The 18,841-nt window shown below is 61.5% G+C and carries 16 protein-coding genes and 1 tRNA gene; 8 read left to right on the top strand and 9 right to left on the bottom strand.

Annotated features, from left to right (window positions below; all coding sequences use genetic code 11):
• Window positions 1-76: 76 nt before the first annotated feature.
• Entirely contained in the window at window positions 77-1,624 is a 1,548-nt protein-coding gene (locus FFI94_RS09440; protein WP_138872737.1) for an MFS transporter, read from the bottom strand.
• Window positions 1,625-1,709: 85 nt separating this feature from the next.
• Between FFI94_RS09440 and FFI94_RS09435 the strand changes: the two genes are divergently transcribed.
• Entirely contained in the window at window positions 1,710-2,087 is a 378-nt protein-coding gene (locus FFI94_RS09435) for a MarR family winged helix-turn-helix transcriptional regulator (RefSeq protein WP_138872736.1), read from the top strand.
• A 234-nt stretch (window positions 2,088-2,321) separates the two neighbouring features.
• Window positions 2,322-3,470: a N(5)-(carboxyethyl)ornithine synthase gene (locus FFI94_RS09430; protein ID WP_138872735.1), complete on the top strand. Its 1,149-nt coding sequence runs from the start codon at window positions 2,322-2,324 to the stop codon at window positions 3,468-3,470.
• Between the two features lie 7 nt (window positions 3,471-3,477).
• Here FFI94_RS09430 and FFI94_RS09425 read toward each other — a convergent pair whose 3' ends face one another.
• The 5 genes from FFI94_RS09425 to FFI94_RS09405 form a co-directional block, all read right to left on the bottom strand.
• Entirely contained in the window at window positions 3,478-3,849 is a 372-nt protein-coding gene (locus tag FFI94_RS09425; protein WP_138872734.1) for a limonene-1,2-epoxide hydrolase family protein, read from the bottom strand.
• Entirely contained in the window at window positions 3,846-4,991 is a 1,146-nt protein-coding gene (locus tag FFI94_RS09420) for a 3'(2'),5'-bisphosphate nucleotidase CysQ (protein ID WP_138872733.1), read from the bottom strand. Before FFI94_RS09420 ends, FFI94_RS09425 begins: the two co-directional genes overlap by 4 nt.
• Window positions 4,988-6,832: an adenylyl-sulfate kinase gene (gene cysC, locus FFI94_RS09415; RefSeq protein WP_138872732.1), complete on the bottom strand. Its 1,845-nt coding sequence runs from the start codon at window positions 6,830-6,832 to the stop codon at window positions 4,988-4,990. The genes FFI94_RS09420 and cysC overlap by 4 nt, the downstream gene beginning before the upstream one ends.
• A complete protein-coding gene (gene cysD, locus FFI94_RS09410) occupies window positions 6,832-7,758 on the bottom strand; it encodes a sulfate adenylyltransferase subunit CysD (protein WP_138872731.1) in 927 nt (308 codons plus the stop codon). The genes cysC and cysD overlap by 1 nt, the downstream gene beginning before the upstream one ends.
• A 93-nt stretch (window positions 7,759-7,851) precedes the next feature.
• A complete protein-coding gene (locus FFI94_RS09405; RefSeq protein WP_138872730.1) occupies window positions 7,852-8,775 on the bottom strand; it encodes an IclR family transcriptional regulator in 924 nt (307 codons plus the stop codon).
• A gap of 115 nt (window positions 8,776-8,890) precedes the next feature.
• Here FFI94_RS09405 and FFI94_RS09400 point away from each other — a divergent pair, with 115 nt between their 5' ends.
• The 4 genes from FFI94_RS09400 (at window position 8,891) to FFI94_RS09385 (ending at window position 13,438) form a co-directional block, all read left to right on the top strand.
• Window positions 8,891-10,057, top strand: coding sequence for a hypothetical protein (locus tag FFI94_RS09400; RefSeq protein WP_138872729.1), 1,167 nt, complete (start codon window positions 8,891-8,893; stop codon window positions 10,055-10,057).
• Window positions 10,058-10,060: 3 nt separating this feature from the next.
• The gene (locus tag FFI94_RS09395; RefSeq protein ID WP_138872728.1) at window positions 10,061-10,843 is read left to right on the top strand and encodes an SDR family oxidoreductase; all 783 of its coding nucleotides are present in this window, start codon (window positions 10,061-10,063) and stop codon (window positions 10,841-10,843) included.
• Between the two features lie 7 nt (window positions 10,844-10,850).
• On the top strand, window positions 10,851-11,990 hold the full coding sequence (locus tag FFI94_RS09390) for a sulfotransferase (protein WP_138872727.1): 1,140 nt from the start codon (window positions 10,851-10,853) through the stop codon (window positions 11,988-11,990).
• A 62-nt stretch (window positions 11,991-12,052) separates the two neighbouring features.
• Window positions 12,053-13,438: an alpha/beta hydrolase domain-containing protein gene (locus tag FFI94_RS09385; RefSeq protein WP_138872726.1), complete on the top strand. Its 1,386-nt coding sequence runs from the start codon at window positions 12,053-12,055 to the stop codon at window positions 13,436-13,438.
• Between the two features lie 3 nt (window positions 13,439-13,441).
• Here the strand turns inward: FFI94_RS09385 and FFI94_RS09380 are convergent, their stop codons facing one another.
• A complete protein-coding gene (locus FFI94_RS09380; protein ID WP_138872725.1) occupies window positions 13,442-14,281 on the bottom strand; it encodes an alpha/beta fold hydrolase in 840 nt (279 codons plus the stop codon).
• 571 nt (window positions 14,282-14,852) lie between these two features.
• Window positions 14,853-14,926, bottom strand: a tRNA-Cys gene (locus FFI94_RS09375).
• A gap of 254 nt (window positions 14,927-15,180) precedes the next feature.
• Between FFI94_RS09375 and FFI94_RS09370 the strand changes: the two genes are divergently transcribed.
• Together FFI94_RS09370 and FFI94_RS09365 are read left to right on the top strand one after the other, a co-directional pair.
• Entirely contained in the window at window positions 15,181-16,413 is a 1,233-nt protein-coding gene (locus FFI94_RS09370; RefSeq protein WP_138872724.1) for a hypothetical protein, read from the top strand.
• Between the two features lie 69 nt (window positions 16,414-16,482).
• Window positions 16,483-17,715, top strand: a complete 1,233-nt coding sequence (locus FFI94_RS09365; protein WP_397495557.1) for a multidrug effflux MFS transporter — start codon at window positions 16,483-16,485, stop codon at window positions 17,713-17,715.
• Here the strand turns inward: FFI94_RS09365 and mraY are convergent.
• Complete coding sequence (mraY, locus tag FFI94_RS09360) at window positions 17,712-18,788, bottom strand: phospho-N-acetylmuramoyl-pentapeptide-transferase (protein ID WP_138872722.1); 1,077 nt, start codon at window positions 18,786-18,788, stop codon at window positions 17,712-17,714. The two genes, FFI94_RS09365 and mraY, sit on opposite strands and share 4 nt — an antisense overlap.
• Between the last annotated feature and the right edge of the window lie 53 nt (window positions 18,789-18,841).

Below are 18,841 nucleotides of genomic sequence, written 5' to 3'. Positions count from 1 at the left end.
GCTTCACGGTAGTCACAAACGACACCAGTTCAGCCGCGCAGGAATTCCTGCGCGGCTGAACTTTTTTGCGTTCCGGTCAGACGGTTGTCGTCGAGGGGACGGGTGTCAACTCGTCCTCTGCTTCGGCGCTCCCTCCACGCGCCGATCTTCCACGCACCAGCGGCGAGACGGTGATGGCCAAGCCCACCAGCGCTACGCCGGTGACCAGGATCAGTCCGGGATGGAACTGCTCGAACCCAGCGGTTCCGGCACCGGTCGCGGTATGCGATCCGGCGGTCACCAGGGCAGTAGTCAGGGCAAGCACCAGGGCCGCACCGACCTGAGCCGATGTGTTCACCAGACCGGAGGCCAGACCTTGCTCCGAATCGTCGACGCCGGAGGTGGCCTGAGCCATGATCGAGGTGTAGCCCAACGCAAATCCGAGTCCGAGCAGGATGACGCTCGGCAGGATCGCCACGACGTACGACGGTGAATCACTCCCGGCAAACAGGAACCAGAGGTACCCGACGCTCAGCGACGTCAGTGCGGCGATGATGAGCTTGGCACTGCCGTACAGGTCGACCAATCGTCCGACAAACGGTGACCCGAAGGCGACGATGATGCCGGCCGGAAGCAGGGCCATCGCCATCTTCAGGGGCGACCAGCCGAGGGCGGACTGCAGGAAGATCGTCATCATGAACTGGAAGCTCAGGTAGGACCCGAAGAGCGCGATGATGGCCAGATTCGCACGAACGATGGTTCCGACGCGCAGAAGTCCAAGGCGTACAAGCGGATGCGCCACCTTCTTCTCCACGAAGAAGAACGTCGCCAACAACACCGCTGCCACGGCAAACGATCCCAGCGTCATCGGGTGCGCCCAACCACGGGCCGGTGCCGAGACCATCGTGTAGACCGTGAGCAGCATTCCCGTCACCAGAGTGACGGCACCGACCAGGTCGTGTCCCCCGTTGTCCGCGGGACGGTCCCGCGGAATGAGGAAGTACCCACCGATCAGTGCGATGACGGCAAACGGAACCGGCATCAGGAACGTGAATCGCCAACCGGCGCTGGTCAACAGCCCACCGAGAATCAGGCCGGACGAGTAACCACTGGCACCGAACACCGAGAACACGGATAGCGCACGGTTGCGGGCCGGACCTTCCTTGAACGTCGTGGTGAGGATGGACATCGCGGTCGGAGCCGTGAATGCCGCAGCCAGTCCCTTCACGAATCGTGATGCGATCAGCAGTGTTCCGTTGTCGACAAGTCCACCGACCAGCGAGGCGATCGCGAACACGGCGAGTGCGATCAGGAAGACTTTCCGACGTCCGAGGAGGTCGGCTGTGCGCCCGCCCAGGAGCAGCAGTCCGCCGAATCCGAGGACGTAACCGTTGATGATCCACTGCAGCGAGGTAGTGGACAGGCCCAGTTCATTGCCGATGGACGGTAGAGCGACGCCCACCATCGACACATCGAGGCCGTCGAGGAACAACACGAGGCAGAGCACCGCAAGGATGCCCCACAGCTTGAGGGACCAACCCTCCCCTGCGGCCGGGTCCGTGAATTCCGCAGAAGCCGTGAATTCCGTGGAAGCCGGGGTTTCCGGCGAATCGAATGGTTTCAGTGTCGAGTCTGTGCAAGTCACGTCAGCGAGAATAGATGCACATGCACTTAATGCACAAGCATTTAATGCAGTTGCAAGTAATAGTGTCTTCAACTAGAATGCGGTCGTGACGTCGGAATCCGAACTACGCAGCACGTGGCGCTCGCTGTCGAGCAGCTACAACGACATTGCGTGCGAACTCGATCGACAGATGCAATCGGCCCACGGTTTGAGCATGAGCGATTTCGAAGCTCTCGACCGCTTGATGGACACCACGTGCGACCGTCCACGCATGCACGATCTGGCTTCGGAGATGTACCTGAGCCCGAGCGCACTCTCCCGCAGCGTTGCGCGTTTGGAGAAAGCCGGTCTCGTTCAGCGCGCGCTGTGCGAAGCCGACCGACGCGGAGTCTTCATCGACATCACCGACAAAGGGCGCGAAGTCCACGCGGATGCCAGCAAAATTCAACTGTCCGTGCTGAATTCACACCTGCGCGAGCAGTAGCTTTTACACCCGCGAACGTACCCTCGCACGCCCAACCCCCGGGCAATGAACAGCCCCGGCTAGACTGACCTCGTACCGACGCGCTTTTCTGATGCCGTCGGCGATCGACAGCAGCGCACCCAGCACGCGTCCAACGCTCCTGGTCCAGGCATTCTGCCAGCGTTCCTGCGGCTTCTGCACTTCCTTCAGGCTCCTGCCTGACATCTCTACCTGCTCCTATCGAGAGATACACAATTGAACAACGCACGCACCCTTGGAGTCATCGGACACTCGAGCAAACCGGCAGAACGCCGGTTGCCGATCCACCCTGCCCATTTCGATCGGATCGACGCTGAACTTCGCTCGCGCATCTACCTCGAAGAGGGCTACGGCCATGCCTTCGGATACTCGGACGATTTCCTCTCGGGTATGGTCGCCGGAATCCGCACTCGGAAGCAGATTTTGGCAGAAACCGATGTGGTCCTCCTTCCGAAACCACTGGTGCGTGACCTCGCCGAACTCCGCACCGGCCAGGTCCTCTGGGGTTGGCCGCACTGCGTCCAGGACACCGAGCTGACCCAGATCGCGATCGACAAGAAACTGACCCTCATCGCTTTCGAAGCCATGAACCACTGGCACAGTGACGGATCCTTCAATTTGCATGTGTTCCACAAAAACAACGAGCTGGCAGGCTACTGCTCGGTCCTCCATGCCTTGCAATTGATCGGTTCCACCGGCGACTACGGGCGTCGCCTCACCGCTGCCGTCATCGGTTTCGGGGCCACGGCCCGCGGCGCCGTCACCGCCCTCAAGGCGCACGGTATCCATGAAGTCGACGTGCTCACCCAACGTGGAGTCACTGCCGTCAGCTCTCCCATCCACTCGGCACGCATGGTCTCGTTCGACAACAACAACGGCGATGTCCGCGGCAGCCACGTGATGCTCGACAATCACAGCGTTCCGGTTCCGGGCTTCCTCGCCGAGCACGACATCGTCGTCAATTGCGTACTGCAGAACACGGATACACCACTGACGTTCCTCACCGAGGAAGACCTCGTGGACTTCCAACCCGGGAGCCTCATCGTCGACGTGTCATGCGACGAAGGAATGGGCTTCAGTTGGGCTCGGCCGACCTCGTTCGCGGAGCCGACCTTCATCGTCGGCGACAACATCACGTACTACGGCGTCGATCACAGCCCGTCGTACCTGTGGAACTCCGCGTCGTGGGAGATCAGCGAGTCACTTCTCCCCTACCTGCCTGCCGTCATGGCAGGAGAAACGGCGTGGAAAGCAGACGAGACCCTGGAGCGGGCAATCGAAATCCGTGACGGCGTCATCGTGAATCCGGCCATCACCCGATTCCAGCACCGTTCGGCAGACTACCCACACGCGATTCTGACGTAACGAACTGTCAGCCCTGGCCGGCTGCCGCCGTGATCGGCGCCATGTCGAAGTAGTCGCGCCAGGCGCTGATCTTCCCGTCACGGATTTCGAACACACCCATGACCGGTAGCGCCACCTCCGCGCCGTTGATGGCGAAGACGTCGACGCGCTCGTTCATGACCACAGAGCCGTTCGCAACCTGACGTTTGACCTGATAGTCGATGTTGCCGAAGGCGCCGACAAACTGCTCGATGAACGCCCGGACGGCCTCGCGCCCGACCACGGGTTCCATCGGAATGTTGTGGTAGACGATGTCATCGGTGAAGTAGTCGACGATTTTCGCGATGTCCGCGTCGGCCCACTCTTTGCAGAATTCGGTCACCAACGTATCGGGTGTCATTGTGTGTCAGCCTCTTTCGGGTGGGGTTCGATAATTGCCATGATGCTCTCGATCTCGCCGGCCGGTATCGCGAAGTACTCGGTGACAAACACGGTGGTAGCCGGTTGTTGTCCTGGCGTTCCGAGGTCCAGCAGGTACCGCGCCACAACGCTCTCGCCCCACTCACGCAGTGCAAGTTCACGTATCGCGACGATTCCGCGGTACTGCTGCCCCTGTTCGAGTTCGTTGCTGATGAAAGCGCCCGTGTCGCCGGTCCGTTGACCGTTCTCGACGCGCCACGCGTCGGCCGCAAAACGCACCTTCGTTGCGTCGTGGGTGAGCAACGCATTCACGTACTCACGCGCCATGGCGACGCGTCCACTGACGGCAACCACGTCCGAGTGCGTGGCAATTGCGCGCAGGATCGACTCGGCCAATTCGGGTCGGCAGATCACGAGGTCGGGCAGATACGGATGGGATTCGTTGTACGACAACGGCGAACCGTCGATGCGGCTGCAGTGCAATCCAGCCGCCTGGGCAACTCCGACGGGCGCGGCCGAATCCCATTCCCACTGCCCACCGGCATGCAGGTAGGCGTCGACGTCACCGCGTACGACGGCCATCGCCTTCGCTCCGGCCGATCCCATATAGAGGACGTCGGCATCGAGTTCAGCTGCCACGCCGTCCGTGAATGCCGGCGGACGAGAACCACTGACAACGATGCGAAGCGGGTGGTTTGCCGGTACATCCAACGCGGCATCGTTACTCGAGTAGACCTGTCCGAGCGCCGGTTGCGACACCGCCGCCGCAGTGATGCCATGTCCCCGCTCCCAGAGCGCAACGTGTACAGCCCAGTCTGAACGATCAGGCATTCCGTATTCCTTGGATCCGTCGAGAGGGTCGATGATCCACACCCGAGATGCTTCGAGTCTGGTGCGATCGTCGGCGGACTCTTCGGACAGGACGGCGTCACCGGGACGGGTCTTGGCCAGCTGCTCGAGGATGTAGACGTCGGCTGCCTTGTCCCCGCGCCGGCCCAATTCCCTACCATCGCTGACACCGAGTCCCTCGGCCCGAATACCGAGAAGAATCGCTCCGGCCGCTTCCGCCAGTTCGGCCGCCAATTCGGCGTCTGCAGTTCGGCTGTGCGTAGGTTCGCTCACCTGGCCAAGACTTCCATAATCCGCTGCGCCAGTTCGGCAGGCGTTCCGTCTTCGGGTCGAATTACCAGTTCGGCGTGTTCGGGAGCCTCGTAGGGATCGTCGACTCCGGTGAAGCCCTTGATTTCCCCGGCTCTGGCCTTGGCGTACATGCCTTTGGGATCGCGGGCTTCACACTGCTCGATCGGGGTGTCCACGTACACCTCGATAAAGCGCAGTCCTGCCGCTTCGTGAGCAGCGCGGACGCGGTCTCGATCCTGACGGTACGGACTGATCAGGCAGGCCACGGCTACTGCGCCGGAATCGGCGAACAACTGCGCCACCGAGCCAACTCGTCGCACATTCTCAGCCCGGTCCTCGGCGCTGAATCCCAAATCGGCATTGAGTCCGTGCCTCAGGTTGTCGCCGTCCAGCCGGTAGGCCGGAGTTCCTGCAGCGACAAGTCTGCGTTCAAGTTCCACTGCGATCGTGGATTTACCGGAGGCCGAGAGCCCGGTGAGCCACACGGTGGCGCCTGCGGTCGCGCGCTCTTCCCGCGAGACTTCGGAACTGTGCCAGACGACGTGGGAATCCTTGAGTGTCGGTCCGTTGATCATTCCAGCGGCGACGGTATTTCCGGTGGTCTCGTCCACCAGAATGAAGCTGCCGGTGACACGATTGCGACGGTAGGGATCGAACATCAACGGCTGCTGCGTCTTGATCGCGATGCGCCCGATTTCGTTGAGAGAGAGCGCCTCCGCGTTTTCGTCGCGGTGCAGTGTATTGACATCGAGACGGTAGTCGAGGCGCACAATTTGCGCCTTGGTCGAGCGCGTGGTGTGCAGCAACGAGTACCGGTTGTTCTCGGACAATGTCGATTGGTCGGTGAGCCAACAGATCATCGCGTCGATCTCTTGACCCACCTGCGGCCGGTTGTTGATCCGGCACAATTGATCTCCGCGACTGACGTCGAGGTGCTCGCTCAGTTCGATGCACACGGCGGACGACGCGAATGCTTCCGCGATCGCAGTTCCGCCCGGTCCGTGAACAGCCTTTACCGTCGACGTGAAACCTGAAGGGAGAACAACTACTTCGTCGCCGGGTTTGAAGACTCCACTGGCGACTGTCCCGGCGTATCCGCGGAAGTCATGAAGGTCTGCGTCGGTTTGCTGCTGCGGACGGATGACGTACTGCACCGGGAATCGCGCATCGATGAGATTGCGATCCGACGCGATGTGCACCTGCTCGAGATGGTGCAGCAGCGACGGGCCGTCGTACCAGGACATGTTCTCGGTGCGTGCAACGATGTTGTCCCCCAACAGCGCCGATACGGGAATGAAGGACAGATCGTGAACATCGAGCTTGATGGCAAACTGCCGAAACTCTTCCTTGATTTCCTCGAACCGATCCTGCGACCAGCCCACCAGGTCCATCTTGTTCACGCACAGAACGAGGTGAGGAATCCCGAGAAGTGTTGACAGGAAGGCATGCCGACGCGTTTGTTCGAGCACACCTTTGCGTGCGTCGACCAGGATGAGGGCGAGGTCGGCCGTCGACGCACCGGTCACCATGTTGCGGGTGTACTGCTCGTGCCCGGGTGTGTCCGCGATGATGAACTTGCGATGCGGAGTGGCAAAGTATCGGTGCGCCACATCGATTGTGATGCCCTGCTCACGCTCGGCCCGCAACCCGTCGGTGAGCAATGCGAGGTTGGCGTACTCGTCGCCGCGTTCACGACTGCTGCGCTCGACGGCTTCGAGTTGATCTTCGAAGATCGATTTGGAGTCGTAGAGCAATCGGCCGATGAGCGTCGACTTTCCGTCGTCGACACTGCCCGCGGTCGCGACTCGGAGGAGTTGCGGCATCAGAAGTACCCCTCTTTCTTTCGATCTTCCATGCCCGCCTCGGAGATTCGGTCGTCGGCACGGGTGGCTCCGCGCTCGGTGATCCGGCTCGCGGCTACTTCTTCTACGACGGCGGCGACCGTTTCGGCAGACGACTCCACACAACCGGTGCAGGTGGCGTCGCCGACGGTACGGAACCGCACCAGCGCTTCGTAAGATTCTTCTCCCGGCTGCAGTTCGAGGAACCGTGTGCGCGCCAACAGCATTCCGTCGCGCGGCACCACCTCACGCCGATGGGCATAGTAGATGCCGGGAAGGTCGATCATTTCGCTTTCGATGTACTGCCAGATGTCGAGTTCGGTCCAGTTGGAGAGCGGGAAGATCCGAATGTGTTCGCCCTTACGGTGTTTGCCGTTGTACAGGTTCCACAGTTCCGGTCGCTGCATCTTGGGATCCCATTGGCCGAATTCGTCCCGGAAACTGAAGACTCGTTCTTTTGCTCTCGCCTTCTCTTCGTCCCGGCGCGCTCCCCCGAATACGGCGTCGAACTTTCCGTCCCGAATTCCGCGGAGAAGTGCGTGAGTTTGCAGGCGGTTACGACTCGCCCCGACGCCGGTCTCCTCCGAGACACGGCCTGCATCGATATCGTCCTGCACGCTGGCAACCACCATTCGCAAGCCGAACCGCTCCACGGTTCGATCACGAAACTCGATCACTTCGTCGAAGTTGTGGCCGGTGTCGACATGCATGACGGCAAACGGCAACGGTGCCGGCCAGAAGGCCTTGGCCGCGACGTGGAGCATCACCACGGAATCCTTGCCGCCGGAGAACAGGAGTACCGGCTTTTCGAAAGTCGCGGCAACTTCCCGGAAGACATGGACGGCCTCGGCCTCGAGCGCCCGTAGATGGGACAGTTCATAGGCGGGTGGGGCCTGGAGTGCGGACATCGCTTCAGCTCCTACTCGGCGTCGGTACATTTTTGTACCGGACTGGTTCGAGAACGAACGCACTCACAGAATAGAACTCGTTCTACCTAGAGGTCAATGACTGCGAACCGGAGCCCGTCCGCCCACCTCAGCAGTTACGGCATCGGCAGCGGCCACCAATGCCGTAGCGCGTCGCTCGATCTCGGAGCCCGTGACCGAGCCGCCCACGTACAGCGTCAACACCAACGCCTGATGACCTTCGGCGTCGTAGGTGGGAGCCGCAATCAACGACACGGGATGCTCCTCATCCGAACTGATGTCGCGCCCGAGATACACCCGCTCCCCCAGACTCGACACCATTTCGCCGAGCAACTCCCGCACCTCGGACGGAAGATCATGTGTCACAACACCGGCCATCAACGTGTGCAGGCGCTGACCGATCGGATCGAGACTCTCGACGAGATACCCGGAGTCGCGACAGTCGCGCACCACGGTCCACAACCGATCCCGATCGAGACGCACCGGCAGGCTCGGTTCTCGCGCCAGCCAACTCTCGAGATCGTGATCACTTCCCCAGAGCACGTACATCAATCCGACCGGCGGAGCGAACGGATACACCTGACCGACCCTCGCCGCTTTCCGTATGCCTTCCGGCCCGGTGACTTCGAGAACACTGATCCGATCACCGACTACCGCCGACGCCGTGCACGTCGTATCGAATTCGGCGCTCAGCTTCTCGAGATGAGCGCGGGCAATAGGCCCGACAGCGAATCCTCGCTGAGCCGCCCGGCCCGCCGCAATCAGTGCCGGCCCCAGACCATACGTTTTCACTGCGTCGTCCCGCGTGAGATACCCGCGGTCCGCCAACACCGTCAGGATTCCCAGCGCGGTCGGCTTACTGATCTCGAGTGTTCTGGCAAGTTCGGACAACCCGAAACGCTGGTCGGGGCGCGCCACCAGGTAGTCGAGAACCTGCACGACGCGTTCGGTGGGTGGAGACTGACGTCCCGCCGAACGGGACTTCTCGAGCTCACCCATTGACCACTCCCTAGAACGCGTTCTATTGTCAGAATACCAAGATCTACCCCATAGGTACATATTTGTACCACGACGCTCTGGGCCGGCAGGACTGCCGGAACTGTGAGGAGCCAGCGTGCTGACGGACCCGTTTGCCCAGGCCATCGCCGAGGCCGAGAAACTCATCGAGACCGCGCCACACATCAGATCCGAACAGGATCTCCTCGAGGGGTACCAATACCTGGCGGGCGGAATCATCGCGACAATGCACGCAGCGTGGGCCGTCGAGAGAACCCACCCCAGTTTCATCCAGGGAACCGGGCCGTTCACAAAGATGGGGCTCGACAACCCCGACACGATGTACTTCGGTGCGCGTATCAACGACGACCAGGAATACAAGGTCACGGGAAAGCGCGGCACCACAGCCGATCTCAGCTTCCAGGTCCTGAGCGGCAACTACACCAACTCGAATGTCCCGGGTAGCGAGATAGCGTTCGACGACCGTGAACTCGAGATCGCAGACGACGGCAGTTTTGTCGTGTGGTTCGGCCCCGGACCGGCCGACGGCCGCGCCAACTACTACACCCTCGCACCGGGATCGTCACAGCTCGTCGCGCGAGAGGTCTACAGCGACTGGAGCCAGGAACGCGGAGTCATCCGGATCGAGCGGACGGATTCGATCGGCACGGCGCCCGCGCCGCTCACCGCCGAGGAAACCGAGAAGCGTTTTGCGCGGGCCGGGAAGGCTCTGGTCACCCGGGTCAAGACGTGGCTTCAGTTCCCGGAATGGTTCTACATGAAGCTCCCAGTCAACACGATGACCGAGCCTCGGCTGACCCCAGGTGGTCTCGCCACGCAGTACTCCTCGGTCGGGCATTACGAACTTACCGACGATCAGGCCATGATCATCACCGTTCCAGCCTCGGATGCGCCGTACCAGGGCTTTCAACTCGGTAGCCTGTGGTACATCTCGCTCGACTACATCAATCACCAGACGTCACTCAACAACGGTCAGGCTCAGGTGGATCCGGACGGCATGATCCGAATGGTGGTGAGCGAGAAGAATCCCGGCGTCACCAACTGGGTCGAAACCGTCGGGCATCCGCGCGGCATTCTTCAGTTCCGTTGGCAGCGGGTCTCGCGTGGACTGACGCCCGAGGACGGGCCGACCGTCGAAATTGTTGCCGTTGAGGATATTCCGAAACATCTGCCGCATTTCGACACCAATGCCATCACCGCCGACAACTGGGCAGAGCGAATCGCCGCCCGCCAGGCCGCCATCGACAATCGAATGCTGGGGTAACAGATGACCGAATTGCTGAAAGACCGAGTAGTTGTCATTTCCGGTGTCGGCCCCGCACTGGGCCGCGCACTGGCACTACGCTGCGCGTCGGCCGGTGCGAATCTTGTTCTCGCAGCGCGCACACAGTCCCGATTGGACGACGTTGCCAAGGAGATAGTCGACGCCGGTGGACGCGCTGTCACCGTTGCCACCGACATCACCGATCAGGCGTCCGCCGAAAACCTGGTGGCCGAATCCCTATTCGCCTACGGCAAAGTCGACACGCTGATCAACAACGCCTTCTCCGTACCGTCGATGAAACCGCTGGCGCGCACCGACTATCAGCACATCCGCGACAGCATCGAACTCACTGTTCTCGGTGCACTTCGGCTGACACAACTCTTCACAGCGCCGCTCGCGGAGTCGAACGGCTCGGTTGTGAACATCAACTCGATGGTTCTGCGACACTCACAGGAGCGGTACGGCAGCTACAAGATGGCAAAGTCGGCACTGCTCGCGATGTCTCAGTCCTTGGCCACCGAACTCGGTCCGCAGGGAATCCGCGTCAATTCTATTGCACCCGGATATATCTGGGGCGACACCCTCAAGGGCTACTTCGCCCATCAAGCCGAGAAGTTCGGCATGACCGTCGAACAGATCTACGAGCACACTGCCGCCAATACCGACTTGAAGCGCCTCCCCACCACCGACGAAGTGGCCGACGCGGCAATCTTCCTCGCGTCACCGATGGCCAATGCCATCACCGGTCAATGTATCGACGTCAACTGCGGCGAATTCCATCACTAGGAGCATCATGGCTGAGCGCACACATGTCGGAACCGTCGAGGATCTTCATGCATCCGCAACCAAGATGACGGGGCTCACCGATTTTGGCGTCGACGATTACACCGAAGCCCTGTCAGTTCTCCTCGAGTCGTACGACCGCGACGAGGACCTGACGCCGTTCGGCAGCAAAATCTCTCGCGTTTTTCTCCGCGGAGCCTTGGTCGCCCGCCTGCTCAGTGAGTCTGCGTGGAAGCAGCATCCTGAGCATGCCGAGGTCAAGATCGAACGCCCGATTTTTGTCACCGGGTTGCCCCGCACCGGAACTACTGCGCTGCACCGACTCTTGACGGTGGACCCGGCACATCAAGGTCTCGAGATGTGGCTGACGGAGTTTCCGCAGCCTCGCCCGCCACGCGATACCTGGGAATCGAACCCCGTATTCGCCAAGATCGAGGAGACGTTCGGCCAACACCACGTCGAACACCCCGAGTTCATGGGTGTGCACTACATGTCTGCCAGCGAAGTCGAAGAATGCTGGCAACTGCTCCGGCAGACGTTCAAATCGGTGTCGTACGAGTGTCTGGCCAATCTGCCCACGTACTCGAATTGGCTGAAAGGCCAGGAATGGTCCAATGCCTATGCGCGCCACAAGAAGAATCTCCAGTTGATCGGACTCCCGGATCAGGATCGCCGGTGGGTTCTCAAGAATCCCAGCCACCTGTTTGCGCTCGACGAACTGATGACTGTGTACCCGGACGCACTGATCATTCAGACGCACCGCTCGCCCACGACAATCATTCCGTCGGTGTGCAGCCTCGCCGCGCAAGCCACGCAGGGGTGGTCGAATACGTTCACCGACAAGGTGATCGGAGAGAGCCAACTCGAATTGTGGGCCCGAGGACTCGAACAGTTCGACGCGGCGCGGGCACATCACGATCCCGCCCAATTCATCGACATCGATTACCAGGATTTTGTTGCCGATCCGCTCGCCACCGTCGAGAATATCTACACCCACTTCGACCTTCCGTTGACCGCCGGCGCGCAGCAGTCGATGGAGGCTATGCATGACGAAAGCCGTTCGGGCGCACGCAAGCCCGCACACAAATACACCCTGGAAGAGTTCGGGCTGACCGCCGAGCAAGTCGAGGAGCGTTTCGGGGGGCGCTGACGCGTCCCGCTCATCGGGAACCATGTCGTCTGACCGCCGAGCCATGCGACAGAATCGCCCAGATGTACGCGAATCCCGACGCCGTCCGATCAGCAGTTACCTTCAGTGGTCCGATCGAAGGTGGATCGAACGGTTTCCCCGGGACCTCGACCTCGCTCGACCTCGCGGCGAAGGGCTACACCGAACGTGAGTTCTTCGTCAGCGGGTCCGCGGCGTCGTACAGCGAGGACGGTACCTGGTCGTCGGACGGACATTGGGCTGCGGCGGAAGATACTTCGGCGCCGTTCACCACCAGGATCCTCGTGCGCACACCGGCCGACCCGAGCCGATTCAACGGAACCGTTGTTGTCGAGTGGCTCAATGTCAGTGGCAACACCGATATCGATGTCGACTTCGGACACATGAACGAGGAGATCACGAGAGGGTATGCGTGGGTGGGCGTCTCCGCGCAGGCTGCCGGAATCACCAGCACCGGAGGCAGCGGCCTCGGCGACGGCGTCGTAGGTCTTCTCACCTGGGATCCCGAGCGATACGGCGCACTGGATCACCCCGGCGACCGGTACTCGTACGACATCTTTTCCCAGGTCGGCGCAGCCCTGCGCACACCAGGGGACGTCGACCCCCTCGGTGGCCTGCTTCCGACGCAACTGCTCGCGACCGGGCAGTCACAGTCGGGGTTCCGTATGTTGACGTACGCCAACGCCGTTCATCCCCGTGCACGGGTATTCGACGGCCTGATCATTCATGCCCGCGGCGGCATCGGAGCTCCGCTTGCCGACGGCATGATGCTCCTGGATCCGGCGCCGGCCCGTGTGCGCACCGATCTCGACGTTCCGGTGTTCCAGCTGATCACCGAGACCGAGCTTTTCGAACTGTGCGGCGGACCAGGCCCCACCAGTTTTGTGGCCGCCCGTCAACCCGATACCGACATGATTCGGACCTGGGAGATCGCCGGCACATCGCACTCCGACGCTTACTCTCTGAAAATCCTTCATCCACAGTATGTTCGGCAGTTCTCCGACATCAGGGATCTGGCGGCACTGTTCCCGATCGTCAACGACGGACCGCAGCGTTACGTCGCGAACGCCGCCCTGCGCGCCTTGCGTCAGTGGGCTGCGGGCGGCGAGGCACCCACATCAGCGCCCGTCATCGACACTGCTGACAATGCGGTGCTGCGGGACCGGCACGGCAATGCGACCGGCGGTGTCCGCACACCTCAACTCGACGTCCCGGTCGCCACGCTGACGGGCGAACTGGTGCACGTGCCTCAGAACGGCGCAACCGTCGCCTTCGACGCCACGACGCTCGCTGCGCTCTACCCGAGTCACGACGCGTACGTCACCGCCTTCTCCGACGCTACTGCGCGTGCCGTCGACGACGGTTTCCTACTCCCCGAGGACGCTGCGATTCTGATCGCCGACGCTCAGGGCTGCGACGTCGGCCGGTAGCGGTCAATTACGCAGGTGCTCGGCGAGTAACCGGTCCAGTTCTTCCGGCGCCTCGTCGGGTATCCAATGGCTCACGCCGCGAAGAATTTCGAATCGATACGGGCCGTCCACGAATCTCGTCGTGAGTTCGGCGCCCTTCCTCGCGAGTGCGATGTCCCGGTCGCTCCACACGTGGAGAGTGGGCACGCTGATGCGTCCAGAACCCGCTCTCGAGCTGTTCAACGCCAATGCGCGATACCAGTTCAGGCCACCGCGTAGACGGCCTGGCTTCGCCATCGCGTCCCGATCACGGCGGGCACGCTCGAGGCTCTGCCCACTCTTGACCAGGATCTTGTCACCGCTTCGTCGCAGTATCCATTCCGGAAGCATCGGCAACTGGAAGGCAAGCATGTACCAGGATCGCAGAGCCTGACTGCTGGTCAGCAGTGCCCGGACAAAGGCCGCAGGATGTGGAACCGACAACGCCGTCAATGTGCGGATCAAGTCCGGGCGCTCGGCGGCGACCTGCCAGGCCACTGCCGCTCCCCAGTCGTGGCCGACCAGGTGCACCGGGGCGCTTCCCGCCGCATCGATCAGCGCAACGATGTCAGAGGCAAGCTCGTCGAGTCGATATGCGCGCCGAGAGGTGGGCCGGGCACCCGGCGAATATCCACGTTGATCCGGCGCGAGTGTCCGGTAGCCACGAGCGTGCACCAGCGGCACCAGCCGATCCCAGGAGGTCGAATCCTGTGGGAAGCCGTGGAGCAAGACCACTATCGGTCCGCCGACGGGACCTTCGTCGCGGACGTCGAAGGACAAACCGGATCGTGTGTACGTCCGAATTCTCACCTCTGGGACCGTCATGACACGAGCGTATGTCCGATTTCTGACATTCGTGACCCATGCCACCGACATAGAACCGTGACGTTAGGTATCTTGCTTGCAGCGGTACTGGACCACAGTTCCCCCAAATGTAAGGACTTACGACATGCAGTCTGTCGAAGACGTATTGCCCGAAGGCGTAACCCTCGATGACATCACCAAGGTTTTCAAGCTTGGTGCTGCCGCTATCGCCTTCTTTACCGCGGTGTCCGCCTTCAGCTGATCACCATGCTTCACAAGAAACTGGCCGGCCCTCGGGGAGTCCGGCCAGTTTTTGTATGTTGACCCAGATTTCATTCTTCCGAAAGCGGCAAACACCCCATAAAAGCTGTCAGGCTTGCTAACTTTCTCCTGCGCGGCACAACGTCGAGCATTTCAACACTCGGAGGACATTCGTGGGTTCCATCAGCACGCTCAGCACAGTCATCGACGTTCTCGCAGCAATCCAGAAGGCCTTGAAGCTCATTCCGGTGAACAGCTGATCGTTGCAGGACACTCGCCAACCGATCGGCGAGAACAAGCGGGGCCGACTTTTGTCGGCCCCGCTTGTCGCTGGAGCGGATGACGGGATTCGAACCCGTGTGAACGGCTTTGCAGGCCGGTGCCTAGCCACTCGGCCACACCCGCGTCATGAAGTAACTCTGCCCCCGATATCACCGCCACACCACAGTTTGGATCAGCGTGATTGCGACCTCGCTGATCGCTTGGTATTTGCTGGGTTACATGCCTCCGAAGGCGGGGTACCCGCTTGAGAAATACCGACTGTGCCGTACCAGAACAGGCATGGTTCACTCGGGGCTGGAGTGACGCGAGTTACGCCTGTTTCTCACCTGGCGTCTGTCGTGAGAAGTGAGACGCCCCCGAGACGAAAGGTGGCACCGATGCCCCGAGCACGACTGACAGCTCTGGCCACAGCAGCACTGGCCGCAGTGACGGGTCTTGTCGCGATCGTCGTTGCACCACCGATCGCCTCGGCCGAGAGCACCAACGGCACCGGTATGGCCTATTCGGACCGGACCTTCCAGCCCTTCACCGCATCGAACGGTCTGTCGTCGAAGTACCACGTGTACGCCGCTGGTATCCCGCAGGACCACGCCGCCGGTCTGGTTCTGCAGTTCCACGGCGACGGGGCGTACGAATTTGCCAATCCCACTTCGTCGTACAGCCTCGGCGGCCCGTCGGGCATCGTGGCGCAGGCCCGCTCGCGGGGCTACATCACCGTCCCGGTACGCACTCCGGACTCTGCCGGGGAAATCACGTGGTGGGAAAACGGGAGCGCAAACGCCGACTATGTCGCCGACCTGCTCACCAGTCTCGAAGCGGGCTACAACATCGACACCGAGGACATCTGGCTCGTCGGCTACAGCGGCGGATCCCAGTTCATCACTCAGTTCTTCCTACCGAAGTACTCGAGCAGGCTCGACGGCGGCGGCACCGTGGTCTTCGGCGGCGGCGGCGTGCCACGAGTCTCGGCGCAGCCCTTCGCCAGCGGCCTGGTCGCAGACCTTCCCATGCACTGGTACACCGGTGCTGCCGACAACGGCACCAATGTCAGCGACGGTTACAACGCCGTGCTCGACGCCCAGAAGGGGTCGGCTTGGTATTCGGCACAAGGCTTTACGACGGATCTCGAATCTCCCGCCGGCCTCGGCCACAACCTCTCGGGCACATTCGGCGCAGTTCTTGCGCGCCACCTGGACGATCATGTTCCGAACAATCAGGTTTCCACCACAGTTCCCACCACAACGGTCGCCGCTACTCCTGAACCGACGACGACCCAGCCGCCGACGACCACCACGACAACGACAACGACAACACCGCCCCAGGTCACGACGACAACCACCACGACGCCACCGCCGGCCGTGTGGAACTACACGCTCACGCCTACGCGGATCGGCGCGAATCTGGCTGTCACCATTCCCGCGGGCATCAGTCGAACCACATTTCGGGTCACAGCCACCCAGGGCCCGTTCTACGTGTACAACTACACAACCCGAACCGGTCTGCGGACTCTGAGCATCGTCTCGAGCCTCTCCCCCAACACGACGTACAACTACACCGTGGAAGCCGATGACGAGATCGTCGGATCCGGATCGTTCCGAACACTTCCCTGACGCGAGGGAACAAATCGGACCGTCCTGGTGCTGACTTGCTTCGTGACTGCCGAGAAGACCGCAACCGCTCTGCCCGTGGATCCCCCGCCCGTGGAACACACTGCTTCACCGAGGACCGTTGAACGTAAGCCGAGTATCGGAAAGATCCTCGCTCTCGGATCCATGACGGCTCTCGGCCCGTTCACGATCGACATGTACCTGCCGGCGTTGCCGGATATCGCCGACGACCTCGGAACCTCGTCGTCGACGGTCCAGCTCACGATCACGGGTACGTTGATCGGACTTGCACTCGGGCAGTTGCTCGTCGGCCCGCTCTCGGACACCCTCGGGCGCAAGAAGCCTTTGCTCGCCGGCATCGGCGTGCACATCGTGGCGTCGCTGCTGGCCGTGTTTGCGCCCACGATCGCTGTTCTCGGCATCCTGCGGGTGTTCCAGGGCATGGGTGCCGCCGCTGCCGCTGTCGTCACGATGGCGATCGTGCGCGACCTGTACAGCGGCAACACCGTCGCTGTGGTGATGAGCCGCCTGATGCTTGTCCTCGGCGTTGCCCCGATTCTGGCGCCCAGTATCGGCGGCGCACTGTTGGTCGCGCTGGATTGGCGCGGCATCTTTGTTGTTCTTGCCCTGATCGGTGTGGGCACAGCCATGATCGGCGCTTTCGGGATTCCGGAGACTCTGCCCCGCGAGAAGCGGCGTCCCAGCGGCGTGCGATCAGTTCTCCAGATGTACGGATCATTGCTGCGAGATCGCACCTTCATGGTCCTGACGCTGGTCTCCAGTGTCGGTATGGCGTCGTTGTTCGCGTACGTCTCCGGTGCGTCGTTTGTCTATCAGGATCAGTACGGCCTCAATCAGCAGGAGTTTGCACTGCTGTTCAGCGCCGGCGCTATTGCTCTGATCGGCGCTTCGCAGGTCAACGTCCGTCTGCTGGATCGCTGGACGCCGCAGCAGATCACCCGGTCGGCTCTCGTCACTGCAGTTATCTCCGGAGCCTTGGTCATCGTTGTTGCGGCGCTCGACCTCGGCGGCCTGATCGGCTTCGTGATCGCGCTCTGGATCATGCTCGGCGCCGTGGGATTTGTTCTACCGAACGCCCCGGCACTGGCACTTTCACGGCACGGAGAAGCCGCAGGAACAGCTGCCGCGATGCTGGGCGCGTTCCAGTTCGGAGTCGGCGCTGCAATCGCCCCGGCTGTCGGTCTTCTCGGTAACACCAGTACTGCTCTTGCCGTCACGATGACGGCATGTGTGTCCGTAGGACTGATCGCTCTGGTCGCGACAACCCGCAAATCTCAGGCTTAACCGGCAGCCGCAAACCATTCGCTGTAGAACGTCGCCAGTCCGATCACGCAGGAAATGGCCACGAAAATCCAGAACCGGGCGATCACCACTGTCTCCGGCCAACCGAGTAACTCGAAGTGATGATGTATCGGAGCCATCTTGAATACGCGTCGGCCGGACGATCGGAACACCAGCACCTGGATGATCACCGACAGAATCTCAGCGACGAACAGGGCTCCGATGATGACCATCAGAAGTTCGGTGTGTGTGGTGACCGAAAGACCGACAACCAAACCGCCGAGAGCCAACGAACCGGTGTCGCCCATGAAGATCTGGGCCGGCGCTGCGTTCCACCACAGGAACCCGAGACACGCACCACCCGCCGCCGCCGCGACTATCGCAAGGTCGAGTGGGTCGCGAACGTCGTAGCACCCGGCAACGGGATCGAGGACGCAAGAGTTCCGGTACTGCCATCCCGCGATGACAACGTAGGTACCCAGGATCATGCCCATCGACCCGGCTGCGAGGCCGTCCAGACCGTCGGTGAAGTTGACGGCGTTGGACCACGCGAAGACAAGCACGCAGAAGAAGACCAGGAACCCGATCGTTCCCATCGAGAACACCGAAATGTCGCGAACGTGCGAGAGGTACTGGCTGCCGGGCGTGACACCCTTGCTGTTGGAGAACTGTAGGAACAGCACACCGAAAATGATCGCGCTCGCCAACTGCCCGACAGTCTTCGCGGTCTTGTTCAATCCGAGGTTGCGTTTCTTGCGGATCTTGATGAAGTCGTCGAGGAAGCCAACAACGCCCAGCGATGTTGCCAGCGCCAGTACCAACCATCCCGATGCCGACAACCTCGGCAGACGCGAGCCGAACCCGATGGCGTGCGCGGCGAGATATCCCGCCCACATTCCCGCGATGATCGCGATACCGCCCATGGACGGGGTACCGCGCTTGCCCTGATGGCTCTGTGGACCGTCGATGCGAATCTCGTGCCCGAGCCCCTGTTTAGACAGCACTCGGATGAGAAACGGCGTCAAGAACAGAGCGACGAACAACGAGACGCCACCCGCGACGAGGATTGAAATCACTCGGAGGACTCTACAGACGTGAGCGCCCGCGACACATAATCAGACAAGGCGCT

Source organism: Rhodococcus sp. KBS0724, from assembly GCF_005938745.2.
GTDB lineage: Bacteria > Actinomycetota > Actinomycetes > Mycobacteriales > Mycobacteriaceae > Rhodococcus_F.
Note: the sequence above shows the minus strand (reverse complement) of the source record. Positions and strands in the feature narration are given on the sequence as shown.

Excerpts from the sequence above, each read along its gene's own strand:
- FFI94_RS09425 (WP_138872734.1), bottom strand. The coding sequence starts at position 3,849 with ATGACACCCGATACGTTGGTGACCGAATTCTGCAAAGAGTGGGCCGAC.
- cysC (WP_138872732.1), bottom strand. The coding sequence starts at position 6,832 with ATGCCGCAACTCCTCCGAGTCGCGACCGCGGGCAGTGTCGACGACGGA.
- cysD (WP_138872731.1), bottom strand. The coding sequence starts at position 7,758 with ATGTCCGCACTCCAGGCCCCACCCGCCTATGAACTGTCCCATCTACGG.
- FFI94_RS09405 (WP_138872730.1), bottom strand. The coding sequence starts at position 8,775 with ATGGGTGAGCTCGAGAAGTCCCGTTCGGCGGGACGTCAGTCTCCACCC.
- FFI94_RS09395 (WP_138872728.1), top strand. The coding sequence starts at position 10,061 with ATGACCGAATTGCTGAAAGACCGAGTAGTTGTCATTTCCGGTGTCGGC.
- FFI94_RS09390 (WP_138872727.1), top strand. The coding sequence starts at position 10,851 with ATGGCTGAGCGCACACATGTCGGAACCGTCGAGGATCTTCATGCATCC.
- FFI94_RS09385 (WP_138872726.1), top strand. The coding sequence starts at position 12,053 with ATGTACGCGAATCCCGACGCCGTCCGATCAGCAGTTACCTTCAGTGGT.
- FFI94_RS09380 (WP_138872725.1), bottom strand. The coding sequence starts at position 14,281 with ATGACGGTCCCAGAGGTGAGAATTCGGACGTACACACGATCCGGTTTG.
- FFI94_RS09370 (WP_138872724.1), top strand. The coding sequence starts at position 15,181 with ATGCCCCGAGCACGACTGACAGCTCTGGCCACAGCAGCACTGGCCGCA.